At 69.4% G+C, this 14,507-nt stretch carries 15 protein-coding genes and 1 riboswitch; all 15 genes read left to right on the top strand.

Annotated features, from left to right (window positions below; genetic code table 11):
- Positions 1-2: 2 nt before the first annotated feature.
- The 15 genes from J2S76_RS05030 to J2S76_RS04960 all read left to right on the top strand — a co-directional run bounded on the left by J2S76_RS05030 (position 3) and on the right by J2S76_RS04960 (position 14,496).
- Positions 3-170 carry a cbb3-type cytochrome c oxidase subunit 3 gene (locus J2S76_RS05030; RefSeq protein WP_307058108.1) on the top strand — a complete coding sequence of 56 codons (168 nt, stop codon included), beginning with the start codon at positions 3-5 and terminating at the stop codon, positions 168-170.
- The gene (gene ccoP / locus J2S76_RS05025; RefSeq protein ID WP_307058106.1) at positions 157-1,026 is read left to right on the top strand and encodes a cytochrome-c oxidase, cbb3-type subunit III; all 870 of its coding nucleotides are present in this window, start codon (positions 157-159) and stop codon (positions 1,024-1,026) included. Before J2S76_RS05030 ends, ccoP begins: the two co-directional genes overlap by 14 nt.
- Complete coding sequence (locus J2S76_RS05020) at positions 1,026-2,552, top strand: 4Fe-4S dicluster domain-containing protein (protein ID WP_307058104.1); 1,527 nt, start codon at positions 1,026-1,028, stop codon at positions 2,550-2,552. Before ccoP ends, J2S76_RS05020 begins: the two co-directional genes overlap by 1 nt.
- Positions 2,549-3,025, top strand: a complete 477-nt coding sequence (locus J2S76_RS05015) for a FixH family protein (protein ID WP_307058102.1) — start codon at positions 2,549-2,551, stop codon at positions 3,023-3,025. The genes J2S76_RS05020 and J2S76_RS05015 overlap by 4 nt, the downstream gene beginning before the upstream one ends.
- Positions 3,022-5,232, top strand: coding sequence for a heavy metal translocating P-type ATPase (locus tag J2S76_RS05010; RefSeq protein WP_307058100.1), 2,211 nt, complete (start codon positions 3,022-3,024; stop codon positions 5,230-5,232). Before J2S76_RS05015 ends, J2S76_RS05010 begins: the two co-directional genes overlap by 4 nt.
- Positions 5,232-5,390, top strand: a complete 159-nt coding sequence (ccoS, locus tag J2S76_RS05005) for a cbb3-type cytochrome oxidase assembly protein CcoS (protein ID WP_018388272.1) — start codon at positions 5,232-5,234, stop codon at positions 5,388-5,390. Before J2S76_RS05010 ends, ccoS begins: the two co-directional genes overlap by 1 nt.
- Positions 5,387-6,004 carry a hypothetical protein gene (locus tag J2S76_RS05000; protein ID WP_307058098.1) on the top strand — a complete coding sequence of 206 codons (618 nt, stop codon included), beginning with the start codon at positions 5,387-5,389 and terminating at the stop codon, positions 6,002-6,004. Before ccoS ends, J2S76_RS05000 begins: the two co-directional genes overlap by 4 nt.
- Before the next feature lie 7 nt (positions 6,005-6,011).
- Positions 6,012-6,755 (top strand): sulfite exporter TauE/SafE family protein, encoded by a 744-nt coding sequence (locus J2S76_RS04995; protein ID WP_307058096.1) that lies wholly within the window; start codon positions 6,012-6,014, stop codon positions 6,753-6,755.
- 199 nt (positions 6,756-6,954) lie between these two features.
- Entirely contained in the window at positions 6,955-7,359 is a 405-nt protein-coding gene (locus tag J2S76_RS04990; protein WP_307058094.1) for a hypothetical protein, read from the top strand.
- A 54-nt stretch (positions 7,360-7,413) separates the two neighbouring features.
- Positions 7,414-8,190 (top strand): Crp/Fnr family transcriptional regulator, encoded by a 777-nt coding sequence (locus J2S76_RS04985; RefSeq protein WP_307058091.1) that lies wholly within the window; start codon positions 7,414-7,416, stop codon positions 8,188-8,190.
- 30 nt (positions 8,191-8,220) lie between these two features.
- Positions 8,221-8,459: riboswitch (cobalamin riboswitch) on the top strand.
- 36 nt (positions 8,460-8,495) lie between these two features.
- Positions 8,496-9,173 (top strand): energy-coupling factor ABC transporter permease, encoded by a 678-nt coding sequence (locus J2S76_RS04980; protein WP_307058089.1) that lies wholly within the window; start codon positions 8,496-8,498, stop codon positions 9,171-9,173.
- Between the two features lie 166 nt (positions 9,174-9,339).
- Positions 9,340-9,735 carry a DUF2946 family protein gene (locus J2S76_RS04975; RefSeq protein WP_307058087.1) on the top strand — a complete coding sequence of 132 codons (396 nt, stop codon included), beginning with the start codon at positions 9,340-9,342 and terminating at the stop codon, positions 9,733-9,735.
- 283 nt (positions 9,736-10,018) lie between these two features.
- Positions 10,019-12,127, top strand: coding sequence for a TonB-dependent receptor (locus J2S76_RS04970; protein WP_307059122.1), 2,109 nt, complete (start codon positions 10,019-10,021; stop codon positions 12,125-12,127).
- A 150-nt stretch (positions 12,128-12,277) separates the two neighbouring features.
- Positions 12,278-13,537 carry a CaiB/BaiF CoA transferase family protein gene (locus tag J2S76_RS04965; protein ID WP_307058085.1) on the top strand — a complete coding sequence of 420 codons (1,260 nt, stop codon included), beginning with the start codon at positions 12,278-12,280 and terminating at the stop codon, positions 13,535-13,537.
- On the top strand, positions 13,534-14,496 hold the full coding sequence (locus J2S76_RS04960; RefSeq protein WP_307058083.1) for a hydroxymethylglutaryl-CoA lyase: 963 nt from the start codon (positions 13,534-13,536) through the stop codon (positions 14,494-14,496). Before J2S76_RS04965 ends, J2S76_RS04960 begins: the two co-directional genes overlap by 4 nt.
- The last annotated feature ends 11 nt before the right edge of the window (positions 14,497-14,507 follow it).

Below are 14,507 nucleotides of genomic sequence, written 5' to 3'. Positions count from 1 at the left end.
CCATGCCCGAAGCCCTTCTCGTCTTCGCGCTGAAATATTGGCTGGTCGCCGCCGTGCTGCTGTTCCTGGCCATTCTCGCGCAGGTGTTCCGGCCCGGCACCCGCGCGCAGATGGACCGCCACGCCCGCATTCCGTTCGCGTTGGAGGAGGACCGCGATGGCCGCGCCTGAACGTGATCCCCTCACCGGCTACGCCACCACCGGCCATGAATGGGACGGCATCAAGGAGCTCACCACCCCCATCCCGCACTGGTGGGTCACGGTGTTCCTCGGCTCGTGCCTTGTGGCCCTTCTCTACATGTGGCTGTTTCCCTCCTTCGCGACGACATCAGGCGTGTTCAAGGGCACGCTGGGCTGGACCAGCGAGGGCCAGTTCGCCGAGGAGATGGCGGCCGGGCGCGCCGCGCAGGCGGACTGGCGGCACCAGCTCGCCCAGACGCCGCTGGACCAGGTGGAGAGCCATCCGGACCTGCGCCGCTTCGCCATTGCCGGCGGGCGCGCCGCCTTCAACGAGAACTGCGCGCCCTGCCACGGTGTCGGCGCCGGCGGCCAGATCGGCCAGTTTCCGGCGCTGGTCGACGATGACTGGCTGTGGGGTGGCTCGCTTGCCGCGATCCAGCAGACCGTGCGCTTCGGCATACGCTCGGGCCATGAGGAAACGCGCGACAGCATGATGCCGGCCTTTGGCGAGATGCTGTCCGCCGCCGAGATCGATTCCATTGCCGACTACGTACTGACGCTTTCCGACCCGGCTGCGGTGGTCACCCGCGCCAGCCTGCCGGGGGCGGAACTGTTCGCGGCCAACTGCGCCGCCTGCCACGGCGCGACGGGCGAGGGCAGTCGCGATTTCGGCGCGCCGCGTCTCGACGATGCCATCTGGCTCTATGGCGGCACCAGGGACGCCATCCGGCACCAGATCGCCACGCCGCGCATGGGGATGATGCCGGCCTTTGCCGGCAAGCTGGATGACGACACCATCCGCATGCTGGCGCTCTATGTCCATTCGCTGGGCGGAGGAGAACGCTGATGCCGGCGACCACGCTGCAAGGTCTCGCCCCGTCCCGTGCCATCGCCCGGCCGGACATTCCCCATGCGACGCGCGGCCGCTTCCGCCGCATCAAGACGTCGCTCACCTGCCTGATGCTCGGCATCTACTTCCTCACGCCGTGGCTGCGCTGGGAGCGCGGCGAAGGGCTGCCGGGGCAGGCGGTGCTGTTCGATCTGCCGGGCCGGCGGCTCATGGTGTTCGGGCTGGAATTCTGGCCGCAGGATTTGCCGATCGCGGTGGGCATGATGATCTTCGGCGCCATGGCGCTGTTCTTCGCCACCACTTTGGCCGGGCGGGTCTGGTGCGGCTTTGCCTGCCCGCAGACCGTGTGGTCGGACCTGTTCTTCGCTGTCGACCGGCTGATCGTCCGCCTTGTCGGCAAGGGGGCAAGCGAGCGGCGCCTGCGCACCGTGGCGTGGCTGCTGATCGCGCTGGCCACCGGGGTCGGCTTCACCGGCTATTTCATCGACGCGCCGACCCTGCCCGGCCTTCTGCTCACGGGGCGAGCGCCCGCCATCGCCTATGCCACGGTGCTTGTTCTCACCGGCACCACCTGGCTGCTCGCCGCCTATGCCCGCGAGCGCGTGTGCCTGCACATGTGCCCGTGGCCGCGCTTCCAGGCGGCGCTGCTCGACCGGCAGAGCCTCGTCGTCACCTATCAGCACGGGCGCGGCGAGCCGCGCGGGCGCCGGCGCACCCCGCTGCGCCCCGATCTCGCCTTGCATGGCTTCGGTGAGCTGCAATCGACAGGGCCTGCGATTGGGCCGGCGCCCGCCGCGCCGCGCCTGATGGGGCTGGTGGCAGAGGCGGTGGCCTTCTCCGCGCTGGCACCCTCCCCCTCGCTGCGCGGCGACTGCATCGACTGCACGCGCTGCGTCACCGTCTGCCCGACCGGGGTCGACATCCGGCGCGGCCTGCAGATGGGCTGCATCGGCTGCGGCCTGTGCATCGACGCCTGTAACGAGGTGATGGCGAGGCTCGACCGGCCGGAAGGGCTGATCCGCTTCGATGTGGAAAGCGCGCCGCGCCGCTCCTTCCTCGCGCCGCCGCGTGTCGACTGGCTGCGGCCCAAGGCGCTGGCCTTCGGCCTTGCCGCGCTGCTGGCGCTCGGCTTTTCCGGCTATGGCATGGCGACGCTGGCGCAGGTGAGCGTGCACGCCGAACCGCAGCGCAACCCGCCTTTCGTCCAGCTCTCAGACGGCAGCGTGCGCAATGACTACGCCCTGCGCCTCGCCCATCGCCGCGCCGGGCTGGCGCGGGTGGCGCTCCATGCCGAGGGGCTGAATGGGGCCCTTCTGCGCCTTGGCACGCAGGACCTGCCGGCCGCCGAGGTGGTGCGCGTCGCCATCGGTTCGGACCGCACCCTCGACGAGCGGCTGCTGGTGGTGCTGCCGGCACGGGCGGCGCCGTCCGGCCGGCAGGATTTCACCGTCGTGGTGCGCGAGGCTGAAACTGGCGAGGAACTGGCGCGGATCCCCACCTATTTCTGGGGGCCGGAACGGTGAGCCGCGCCCGCATCCCGCCAGACTCGCGCCGCGACCTGTGGATTCCGGCCGGCTTCGTGCTGTTCTTCATTGCGCTGGCCGGGCTCCAGCTCTGGTTCGTGCTGCTGGCCAACCGCAGCTTTTCCGGCCTCGTCACCGATCCGAAACCGGCCTCCGGCGTGCACGCGGCGGCGCATGCGCCGGACTGGTCGGCGCGGCTCGCCTTCGCGCCCGACACCCCGCTCGCCGGCAGGCTTTCCGTTGAATTGAAGGGGGCGGACGGCGCGCCGCTGACCCCCGATCGGCTCATCGCCACGGCCGAGCGCGCCACCCGCTTTCCCCAGCTTCTGCCGATCGCTTTCCATGCGGTCGGCCCCGGCCGGTTCGAGGCGCCGCTGCGCCTGCCGCTGGCCGGCGACTGGGCGGTGCGGCTCACCCTGACGCAGGCCGGCGCCACGTCCGAGCGCATCGAGACGCTGGAGGTGGCGCCGTGAGCCTCGCCTATCTCCCCGGCGCGAGCTTCGACGACGCGCCCGGCCCGCGCTCGGTCTGCGGCTTCGTCGAGAGCGAGGGGGCAACGCGGCGGCTGCACCTGCTGGTGGAGGGCGCCCATTGCGCCGCCTGCATCGGCGCCATTGAGGGCCGGCTGACCGCCGACCCCTGCGTGACCGGGGCGCGGCTCAACCTCGCTCTGCGCCGCCTCAGCGTCGAATGGCAGGGCGAGGCGCGCCATGCCGATGCGCTGGCCGGGGCGGTGGAAGCGCTCGGCTACAAGGTGGCGCCGTTCGACCCCGCCCATCTCGCCCAGCTCGACGCCGACACCGGGCGCGAATGGCTGCGGGCGCTGGCCATCTCAGCCTTCGCCTCCTCGAATGTCATGATGCTCTCGCTCGCCGTCTGGGCCGGGCAGGCGCAGGATATGGCGCCGGGTACGCAGGCGCTGTTCCAGTGGCTGGCCGCGCTCGTCACCGTGCCGGCGGTGGCGCTCGCCGGGCGGCCCTTCTTCCGCTCGGCGCTGCGGGCGGTGCGGGCCGGGCACAGCAACATCGATGTTCCGATCGCCCTCAGCCTCCTTCTCACCGTCCTCATCAGCCTGATCGAACTCGCCCGCCAGGGGCGCGATGTGTATTTCGACAGCGCCACCGCGCTGCTCTTCGTGCTGCTTGTGGGGCGCACGCTCGATTTCCGCGTCCGCGCCCGTTCCCGCAGTGCGGTCGAGCGGCTTTTGATGCTGAAGGCGCATGGCGCGGCGGTGTGCCGGCAGGACGGCACGGTCGAGGTGCTGCCGGCAGAGGCGATCCGTGCCGGCATGGTGGTGCTGGTGCGCGCCGGCGAGCGCGTGCCGGTCGATGGCACTGTCATTGAAGGAAAAACCGAACTCGACGTGGCCATCGTCACCGGCGAAAGCCTGCCGCAGGCGGTGGCCCCGGGCGCGCGGGTGCTGGCTGGCAGCGTCGCCCTGACCGGCCCGCTGCGCCTGCGCGCCAGCGCCGGCGTCGAGGACAGCCACCTCGCCGACATCGCCCGGCTGGTCGAGCGGGCGGAGCGCACGCGCGGGCCCGGTGTCGTGCTGGCCGACCGGGTGGCGCGGGTCTGGACGCCTGTCATCCATGGCGTGGCGCTGGCAACCCTCTGCGGCTGGTGGCTTTTCACTGAGTCCGGCCTCGCCGTGGCGCTGCTCCATGCGGTGAGCGTGCTCATCATCGCCTGCCCCTGCGCCATCGGGCTTGCCGTTCCGGCGGTGCAGGTGGTGGCGACCGGCGCGCTGCTCAAGCGGGGAATCCTGCTGCGCGCCGGCGATGCGCTGGAGCGGCTGGCGCGGATCGATCTCGTCGCCTTCGACAAGACCGGCACGCTGACCTCAGGCGCGCCGCGCATCACGCTCTGGCCCGAGGATACGGAGGCGATCCACCTCGCCGCCGCGCTCGCCGCCGCGAGCTCTCACCCGGTGGCGCGGGCGCTGCATGCCGCCCATCCCGACGCCAAGCCGCTGCACGATTGCGAGGAAGTGCCCGGCGAAGGGCTGCGCGCGCCCTTTGCTGGCGGCGAGATCCGCCTCGGCCGCGCGGCTTTCTGCGGGCTCGCGCCGGCGAATGCGCCGGAGAGCGAGGTCTGGCTCGCCCGGCCCGGCCATCCCCCGGCGCGCTTCGTCTTCGAGGACACGCCGCGCCCCGAGGCCGCGCGTGTCGCCGCCGCCTTCGCCGATGCCGGCCTGCCGATGGCGATCCTCTCCGGCGACCGGCCCGAAGCGGTGGCCCGCCTTGCCGAGGCGGTCGGCATCGGTGAGTGGCAGGGCGATCTTCGCCCGCGCGACAAGCTGGCGCGGCTGGAAGCGTGGCGGCGGCAGGAGCGGCGCGTGCTGATGGTCGGCGACGGGCTGAACGATGCCCCGGCGCTGGCCGCCGCCCATGTGTCCGCCAGCTTCACCCATGGCGCGCCGGCGAGCCAGAGCGCCGCCGACATCGTGCTGCCTTCCGGCGACCTCGCCGCTCTCCCGCAGGCCTGGCGAGCGGCGCGGCGGGCGCGGGCCATCATCGTGCAGAATCTGGTGCTGGCCGCGCTCTACAACATCGCGCTCATCCCGGTGGCGGTGCTGGGGCTGGTGACGCCGCTCGGCGCGGCCATCGCCATGGCGGCGTCCTCGCTCACCGTCACGCTCAACGCCCTGCGCGCCGGCGCCCCCGCCGAGGGGCGCCTCTGATGGATGTGCTGCTGTTTCTCGTCCCCATCGCCCTCGCGCTCGGCACGCTCGGCCTCGCCGCGTTTTTCTGGACGCTGCGCGCCGGCCAGTACGACGATCTCGACGGCGCCGCCGCCCGTGTCCTGCTCGACGATGATTCCCCGGAGGCCGCCCCATGAACGCGATGACACCCCTCAAGGTCGCCAATTCCCCCCTTCCTTCGCGCCCCGTCGAGATGCCGCGCGCGCTGCCCTTCCTCCTGAACGTGCTGCTCGCCTCGGCGCTCGGCGGCTCTCTCGCCGGCCTGGCCGGTGCATTGGCCGGGGCGGGGACGATGTTCGCCCTGCTGGGCTTCTTCTTCCTGGCGCCCCGCATCGCACGGGCGCGCCTTGCCCTCCTGCGCGCGGGCTCAAGCCTGTGGGCGCTCCTCCGCCCGCTGGTCGGCCTGGTGCTGCTGCCGCCCGCCGCGCTGCTGGCGATCACGGCCAGCCTGCTGCTCTTCGCCTGGGAGCGCACACTGGGCCGGCTGAAGCTTTCGGGATTTCCCGCCCCGCCGTCGCCACGGCGGCGGCTCATCGCCCTGCGGGATCTGCTGCTGGGGCTGATGGCGGCGGAAAACCTGCCGATGACGGCGGTCAACGCGCTCCTGCTGCTGGTGCTCGGCTGCATCGCGATCGGCATTCAGGTGGCGTTCTACGCCGCGCTTGCCGCCGTGCCGGTGCTGATCTGCGTGCTGATGATGCTGGCGGTGGACTCCAGCCGCGAACCGGAAGACGGCCCCAGTGAGGGCTGAGGGCGCCATGGTCGATCTCAGCTTCATTGGCGGCCTGATCCTCGGCTTCGCCTCCAGCCTGCATTGTGCAGGCATGTGCGGCGGCATCGCCTCGGGGGTGCTGCTCGCCTTCGAGCCCGGCCGGGGCCCCGGCGCCCGCCTCCGGGTGCTGCTGGTGGCGCAGGCGGGGCGCATCGCCTCCTATGTGGCGGCCGGCGGCTTTCTCGGCTTCTTTGGCTCGGTCTTTTATGGCGCGTTCGACCAGGGCGCTGCCCATCTGGTGCTGCGCTGGGCGGCGGCGGTGGCGCTGGGCTGGATCGGCTTGTCGATGATCGGGCTGGCCCCGGCCCTGACGGTGATCGATCGGCTTGCCGCGCCGTTCGCCCGGCTGATGCGCCCCCCCGGCCGTCCCGTTCTGGCAGATGGCGCGGCAGGACCCTTTATCGCTGGCGCAGCAAGGCCCTTCCTCACTGGCGCGATAAGACCTTTCCTCGCTGGCGCGGCCTGGGGCCTGCTGCCCTGCGGCATGGTCTATGGCGCGCTGTTCTACGCCATGCTGGCCGGCAGCGGTGTCGGCGGGGCTCTTGTGATGGCCGGCTTCGGGCTGGGCACGCTGCCCTCCGTCACCGCCACCGCCTTTGGCGTCACCAGCCTGCGGCAGGCGGCACGGGCGCCGCGCCTGCGGGTCATGGCGGGCGTGGCGTTGCTTCTCGTCGCCACCGCCAGCGCCCTTCTGCCGGAGGCGGCGTGGGAAGCGCTGTGCCTGAGCTGACGGGACGGGGGCGCCGGCGATTGGACGTCTTGTCCACTGTCGCTTGATTGGCCGCATGCTAGGGTTCTGCCTGCGCGCTTCAACCACTCACTCGCGCGGAACTGCTCTTGCGTGGGCCTTCATGGGACAGCCGATCTCCCGCATTGACCGCTTGAGCGCAAGCGGGTCGCTCCGATCGCCGGTCGGCCGGCGCAGGGCGGTGTGGCTGCGGATTCTGTGCGCTCTCGCCTTGTTGTTCGCCCTCGCCGCGCATCATTCGCCGGTGGCAAGTCCAAGCGAGGCCGCGATCGATCTCTCGCAATACACGCTGCCGGACGGCACGGTGCCCGATCTCTGCCTCACCGGCGCGGATGAGGACGGCAACCCGCACCCGGTTGCGCATCTTCCCGGCTGCGACGCCTGCCGTCTCAACGCGGTCATGGGCCTGCCCGAGCCGTCGGGCGATCTGTATCGTCGCGCCGAGTACCGCCGTGCGGTTCGCCTGCCGCCGCCCGAGCGCCGGGTGGCGATGCCCCCTCCGCTCTACCGCATCTCCTCGCGCGCGCCGCCGGCACCCGCCTTTGCTGCCCTGTTCGCGGCAGGCCTGCGCCTGCCTGTGGTGTGATGCAGCCGGCGCGGCCCGCTTGAGGGCTCCCGGCGCCTGTGCCGGATCGTCCCGATGTTTGTCAGCCCTCTTCCCGTCGGCCAGCCGGCGATGGTCCCTCTCGACGCGCTGATGCCCGGGCTCGAAAGAGCTTCCCGAGCCGTCCGCGCATTGGCGCTGGCGCCCGGCACGCGGCTGGCCTTTCCCGGCCACGACGCCGACGCGGCCCGGCTGTACCGGGTGCGCGCCGGCTGCCTGGCGCTGACCCGCCAGCTGGATGCCGAGCGTCGGCAGATCCTCGACATTCTGGGTCCCGGCCGGTTCTGCGACGGCGCGCTCCTCGCCCGCCTGCACGGCGCGGCGGTGGCACTGGCGCCGACACAGCTGGAGCCGGTCGACGAGGCCTCCGGCGCGCGCGCCAGCCTGGCGGCGCAAAGTCAGGATGTGCTGCTCATCCGGGCGCTCGGCCACGTCACCCGACTGGGACGGCAGAGCGCCGGCGAGCGGGTGGCGGCAGTGCTGCTCGACCTCGCCGCGCAGTTCGCCGAGGCGTGGGACGAGGAGGCGGAAAGCCTGAGCTTCCCGCTTCATCTCAGCCGCGGCGACCTTGCCGATTGGCTGGGCCTGACGCTGGAGACGGTCAGCCGCTGCATGAGCCGCCTGCGCGAGGATGGCTTGATCGCGTTCGGCAAGGAAGGGCGATTGATCCTGCAGGACCTCGCCACGTTGCGCCGCATTGCCGTGGGCGAATGCAAGGTGGAGGCCCTCTACGCCGCCAAGGGGCGCACGGCACGGGCCGGCCGGCCAGCGCGACGCGGGGCGACGACGAACAGCGCCGCTTGCGCGACGTGACAGCGCGCTGTTTTATGCGCGGTGTCGATGCACCCATCGATTCACCATGGTGTCCGGATGGGGAGACCTTTCCGGATGAAACGGGAACGGGGTAAGGCGCAGGGACCCGCGAGGTCCATCGCCCGAAGCCCCGACCGCCCCCGCGACTGTAAGCGGCGAGCGGCCTTCCATCGTGCCACTGGACCAAGCCCCTTCGGGCAAGGACCGGGAAGGCGGAAGGCATGCCGTGACCCGCAAGTCAGGAGACCGGCCATGGATGAAAAATCCAACAGGTGCCGTCGGGTGAGACGGCGCAGGAGAACATCATGCATATCGAACCCGGCCTTGTGGCCGAAGGAAAGATCTGGCTCAGCTATGTGACGGCGGCCGGCGCCGGCGCCTACACGCTCAAGCTTGCGGCCGACGCCGTGGCCGAGCGCGGCGTCGTCTCGCTCATCCTCCGCAGCCTCGCCACCACCGCGCTCGTCTTCTGCTTCTTCGAGGTGCTGCCGCACCATCCGGTCGGCGTGTCGGAGGTGCATCTCATCCTCGGCTCGACGCTGTTCCTCATTTTCGGCGTGGCCCCGGCGGCCATCGGCCTTGCCGCCGGCCTCGCCATACAGGGCATCTTCTTCGCGCCGTTCGACCTGCCGCAATATGGCATGAACGTCACCACCCTGCTGGTGCCGCTGTTCGCACTGGCCTCACTGTCCACCCGACTGATCGCACCGAACACGCCTTATGTGGAGATCAAGTACCGGCAGGCGCTGGCGCTTTCGACCACCTACCAGGCCGGAATCGTTGTCTGGGTGGCGTTCTGGGCCTTCTACGGCCACGGTTTCACGGTGGAAAACGCCTCTTCGATCGTCTCCTTCGGCGCCGCCTACATGCTCGTCATCCTCATCGAACCGCTCGTCGACCTAGCCGTACTGGCCGCCGCCAAGGCATTGAGCGGGCTGCGCGGCACGCCGCTGTTCGAGCGACGGCTCTACGACGCGGCGTGACATCTGCGGGCCGGGAGGCGCCTTGCGCCTCCCGTTTCCCTGCTGAACATCGCCTGTATTGAGGCTGCTCGCCCACGTGGACAAATTGTCCAAGTGGCCGCTCAAGGGCCTGTCAACCCTGTGCGAAAGCCGCTGCCGATGCCATGATCGCCTCGGGGAATCGGGGATGTCTGGGCGTTCAGGAAGCAGCTGGCTGGGAGTGCGCGCCGTCGCGCTGACGGTGGCGTATGCGCTCGTCCTGCAGCTGCTGCTGGCCAGTGTCTTTGCCGCCCGTGCCGCCGCTGATCCACTAGGGTCCCACGGTGCCTTCATCTGCCTCAATGGGTCCTCGTCGACCGCACCTTCGGATGAGGGTGGGGAGCGTCGCGCCGTTGCCCATTGCCCGCTCTGCACATTGCGCGTCGATCTTGCCCTGCAACCGGTGTTTGGCATTGAGCAGGCTGCCCAGCGTTTTGTCTCGCCCATCGAATGGCCGATGTCAGCGCCCTGGCGACGCCCCATCTTGCCCGCTCGCGGCGCGCATCATCCGCGCGGGCCGCCGCTCGCGCTTTCCCTCGTCTGACAACGGCGCCGCCTCGCGCAGCGCCTTCTTCTGAAAACCGGAACCGCCCAGGGTCCCGCCGTTCGGCGCGCCTATCGGCAGGTGTGTTCCGCAGACCGATGGAAACGCCATGCAGTCCCCGATTCTGTCTTCGCGCACGCCGTCATGGCGTCCACCCTGCCGCTCCCTGCTGCGTCGGTCGACGGCGTTGGCTGGCCCGGTCGCTGCCCTGCTGTGCATTCCCGCGCTGATCGCGCCCGCTCACGCGCAGGATGCCGTCCCCGACATGATGGCCGGCGAGCAGCTGCCCACTGTTACCGTGGTCCGTCCGGCGGACGGCGTTGCTGCGACCGGCCCGCTGGATATCAGCTATGAGGGGTTCGTTCCCGCCGATACCGGCACCATTTCCGCCATCGAGGCCAATAACGCCACGCTGTGGACCAGTGATTCCGGCTCGCTCATCGATGCTGTGCCCGGCGGCGCCTTCTGGGGCGCGGGCGGGGTGTCGAGCCTACCGGCGGTCAACGGCATGAGCGCCGACCAAGTGCAGGTGTCCATCGACGGCATGCTATTCGGCCCGGCCTGCCCGAACATGATGAATCCGCCGCTCTCCTATGTGAACCCGGCGATGATCGGGCAGTTGAAGGTCTATTCCGGCACCGCGCCGGTCAGCCTTGGCGGCGACTATACCGGGGCGCGCATTGACGTGACCGTCGCGCCCCCGACCTTCGCCGAAACGCCGGAAGTGGTCTTCTCCGGCAGCGTGTCCGGGTACTATCGCAGCAATGGCAATGTCGTCGGCGTCGACGTGAACCTGAACGCGGCCAATGACGTCGGCAGCGTCAACTATACCGGCGGATGGGTGCAGGCCGACGACTACAAGTCTGGCAATGGCACGACCATCAAATCGACGATGTACGAGACGCAGAACCACGCCCTGAGCCTATCGCGCAAGCTGGACGACGGCCTCGTGACCTTCCAGCTCGGCGGGCAGTTCATTCCTTACCAAGGCTATGTCAATCAATACATGGATATGGTTGATAATAAGAGCCTCTTCGTCAACGGTGCTCTTGAGAAGAACTTCGAGTGGGGCCAGCTGGAAGCGAACGCCTTCTACAACAATGTGCGCCACACCATGGGCTTCATCGCGTTTGACAAGACCGGCGACATGCCGATGGACACACAGGCCAGTGACATGGGCTACCGCGTCGCCGGCACGCTTGAGCCGACGGACCGGGACATCGTGCGGATCGGCAACGAGCTCTACTACAACCAGCTCGACGACTGGTGGCCGCCGGTCGAGGGCTCGATGATGATGGGACCGGACACGTTCTGGAACATCAATGACGGCCAGCGTCTGCGCGTCGGCGTGTTTGCCGAGTGGGAGCGCGCGCTCTCGCAGCAGTGGACCGCCATTCTCGGCGCGCGCAGCGACGTGGTGTGGATGAACACCGGCGACGTGCAGGGCTACAACGAGATGATGTACGGCGCCAATGCCGCCGCCTTCAACGCGCTGGACCATGCCCGCACCGATATCAACATCGATGGCTCGGCGATCCTGCGCTACCAGCCGGACGAGGCGCGACAGCTCGATATCGGGCTCGCCCGCAAGACCCGCTCGCCCAATCTCTACGAGCGCTATTCCTGGTCGACCAACGCCATGGCGATGAACATGATTGGCTGGTTCGGCGACGGCAACGGCTATGTCGGCAACATCGACCTTGAGCCGGAGAAAGCCCATACGGCGAGCCTCACTGCCACCTGGCGCGACCCGGTGCGCAAGGCGTGGGAGGTGCGGGTGTCGCCCTATGCCAGCTATGTGGAGGATTACATCGACGTGCGCCGCTGCGCCCTGCCGGGGTGCCTGGCCAACCTGCCGGACAACCTCACCGCCACCGAAGGTTTCGTGTATCTGCAATTCGCCAATTACAACGCCTATCTCTATGGCGTGAACATCGACGGGCGGCTCGACCTCTGGGAGAACCCGACCTATGGCAAAGGCGTGTTCCGTGGCAACCTGAACTTCGTGCGCGGGCAGCGGGTTGACGGGGTAAATCTGTACCACATCATGCCTGTTAACGCGACGCTGGCACTCGACCACATCCTCGGCAACTGGACGACCACCGCCGAGGTGCAACTGGTCGGGGCCAAGACCGAGGTCAGCGAGGTGCATAACGAGCTGGAGACAGATGCCTATGCGCTGTTCAACCTGCGCACCAGCTACCAGCGGGGCCCGTTCAAGCTGGACCTCGGCATCGAGAACCTGTTCGACACCGAGTACGACCTGCCGCTCGGCGGCGCCAATCTGGTGAACTACCAGGTCTCCTCGATGATGGGCACCTCGCCGGCCTGGGGCTATGGCGTGGCCGGGCCGGGCCGCTCCTTCAATGCCCGGCTGACCGTCTCGTTCTGAGCTGCTTCGCAGCCCTGCGCGCCACGGCGCGCGGGGCCTTCCGGCAGCCTCCCACACTGGTCTCACTGCCGATCTTTGCCTAAAGAGGGGTGGACCCTCGGTCTCTTTCGGCCGATAGAACGAGAAAACGACGTGTGAGGAGCGCCTGCGATGGAAGCTTCCCGGCAGGGTCCCGCTGAGGGGCCGCTGAGCGGCATCCGTGTGATCGAGCTCGGCAACCTCATCGCCGCGCCTTTCGCCGCGCGGCTGATGGCGGAGTTCGGCGCCGAGGTCATCAAGGTCGAGGCGCCGGGCGAAGGCGATCCCTTGCGCAAATGGCGCAAGCTGCACGAGGGCACCTCGCTCTGGTGGTACCTGCAGTCGCGCAACAAGAAGTCCGTCGCCATCAACATGCGCCTGCAAGAGGGGCAGGAGGTGGTGCGCCGCCTTGTGCGCGACGCCGATGTGCTGATCGAGAATTTCCGTCCGGGCACACTGGAGCGCTGGGGACTGGGCTGGGACGCGCTGAAGGCGATCAATCCCACCCTCGTCATGGTCCGCATTTCCGGATTCGGCCAGGACGGGCCCTATCGCGAGCGGCCCGGCTTCGGCGCCGTGGGCGAGGCAATGGGCGGCATGCGCTTCACCACGGGCGAGCCGGACCGGCCGCCGGCGCGCACCGGCATCAGCATCGGCGATTCGCTCGCCGCCCTGCACGCGGTGATGGGGGCGCTGATGGCGCTCATTCACATCAAGTCCGGGCGCGGCACCGGCCAGGTGGTCGACGTCTCGCTGTTCGAGAGCGTCTTCAACATGATGGAAAGCCTGGTCCCGGAGTTCGACGCCTTCGACTTCGTGCGTACCCGTTCGGGGGGAGCGCTACCGGGCATCGCGCCCTCGAACTCCTATCCTACCGCCGAGGGGACCTATGTCATCGTCGCCGGCAATGGCGACGGCATCTTCCGCCGGCTCATGGGCACGATCGGACGCGAGGATCTCGGCGGCGACCCGCGCCTGGCCTCCAATGACGGGCGGGTCCGCCATGTCGAGGAGATCGACGCGGCGATTACCGCCTGGACCAGCCGGCACTCGCTCGACGAGGTGACGGCAGCGCTGGACCGTGCCGAGGTGCCGAATGGCCGCATCTATTCGGTGGCCGACATTGTGGACGACCCGCAATATCTCGCCCGCGACATGATCCTGCCCTCCACTTTGCCGGACGGGCTGAGCGTGAAGATGCCCGGCATCGTGCCGAAGCTTTCCGAGACGCCCGGCGCGGTGAACTGGCTCGGGCCGGCGCTCGGCGAGCACACGGCCACGGTGCTTGCCACGCTTGGCTATGACGAGGCGGAGATCGAGGCGCTGGTGGCCAACGGGGCTGTCGCCAAAGGTACGGTGGTGAGCGAACCCGGCGCGGGAGGGATGCCGTGATCGTCCCAGCCATCCGTGGCGCAGACCTGCCCTCGCATGTGTTCATCCAGGAGGTGGTGACACGCGACGGGCTGCAGATCGAGCCGCGCTTCCTGCCGGCCGAGGATAAGGTGGCGCTCATCGATGCGCTGTCGCAAACCGGCGTGGCCAAGATCGAGGTCACTTCTTTCGTCTCGCCGCGGGCCGTGCCGAACCTCGCCGATGCGGGGGAGGTGGCGCGCGCCATCCAGCGCCGGCCTGAGGTGACCTATGTAGCGCTGGTGCCGAATCTGCGCGGCGCCGAGGCGGCGCTGGAGGCCGGGATGGATGAGCTGAACCTCGTCCTTTCGGTGAGCGAGACGCATAACCTCGCCAATATGCGGATGACACCCGCGCAGTCGCTGGAAGGTTTCCGCGCCATTGTGGCGGCGGCCGGCACGGCGGCGACGCTCAATGGCTCCATCGCCACGGCCTTCGGCTGTCCGTTCGAGGGCGTGCAGCCGGTGGAGCGGGTGCTTGATCTCGCGGAAGCCTATCTGGCGGCCGGGCTGCAGTCGGTGACGCTCGCCGATACAACGGGGATGGCAAATCCGCGCCAGGTCTTCGCGCTGGTCAGCGCATTTCGCGCTCGTTTCGGCGGCGGCGTACCCCTGACGCTGCATTTCCACAATACGCGCGGCATGGGCCTCGCCAATGTGCTCGCCGCGCTGGAGGCCGGGGCCGACCGCTTCGACGCCTCGCTCGGCGGCATTGGCGGCTGTCCCTTCGCACCCGGCGCGACCGGCAATATCTCTACCGAGGACCTCGTCCACATGCTGGAGGCGATGGGCGTCGAAACCGGGGTCGACCTTTCCGCCCTGCTCGCGCTGGCGCGCAGCCTGCCGGCGCTGCTCGGCCACGACATTCCCGGACAAGTCGCCAAGGCCGGGCGCAGCGGCGACCTTCACCCCGTGCCGGCGCATCTGCGCGCCGCACAGTAGGACCACAGGAT

The organism is Ancylobacter vacuolatus (genome assembly GCF_030813595.1).
In the GTDB taxonomy this organism is placed as follows: Bacteria; Pseudomonadota; Alphaproteobacteria; order Rhizobiales; family Xanthobacteraceae; genus Ancylobacter; species Ancylobacter vacuolatus.
The sequence above is the reverse complement of the archived record's forward strand: the minus strand, read 5'-3'. Positions and strand labels throughout refer to the sequence as shown.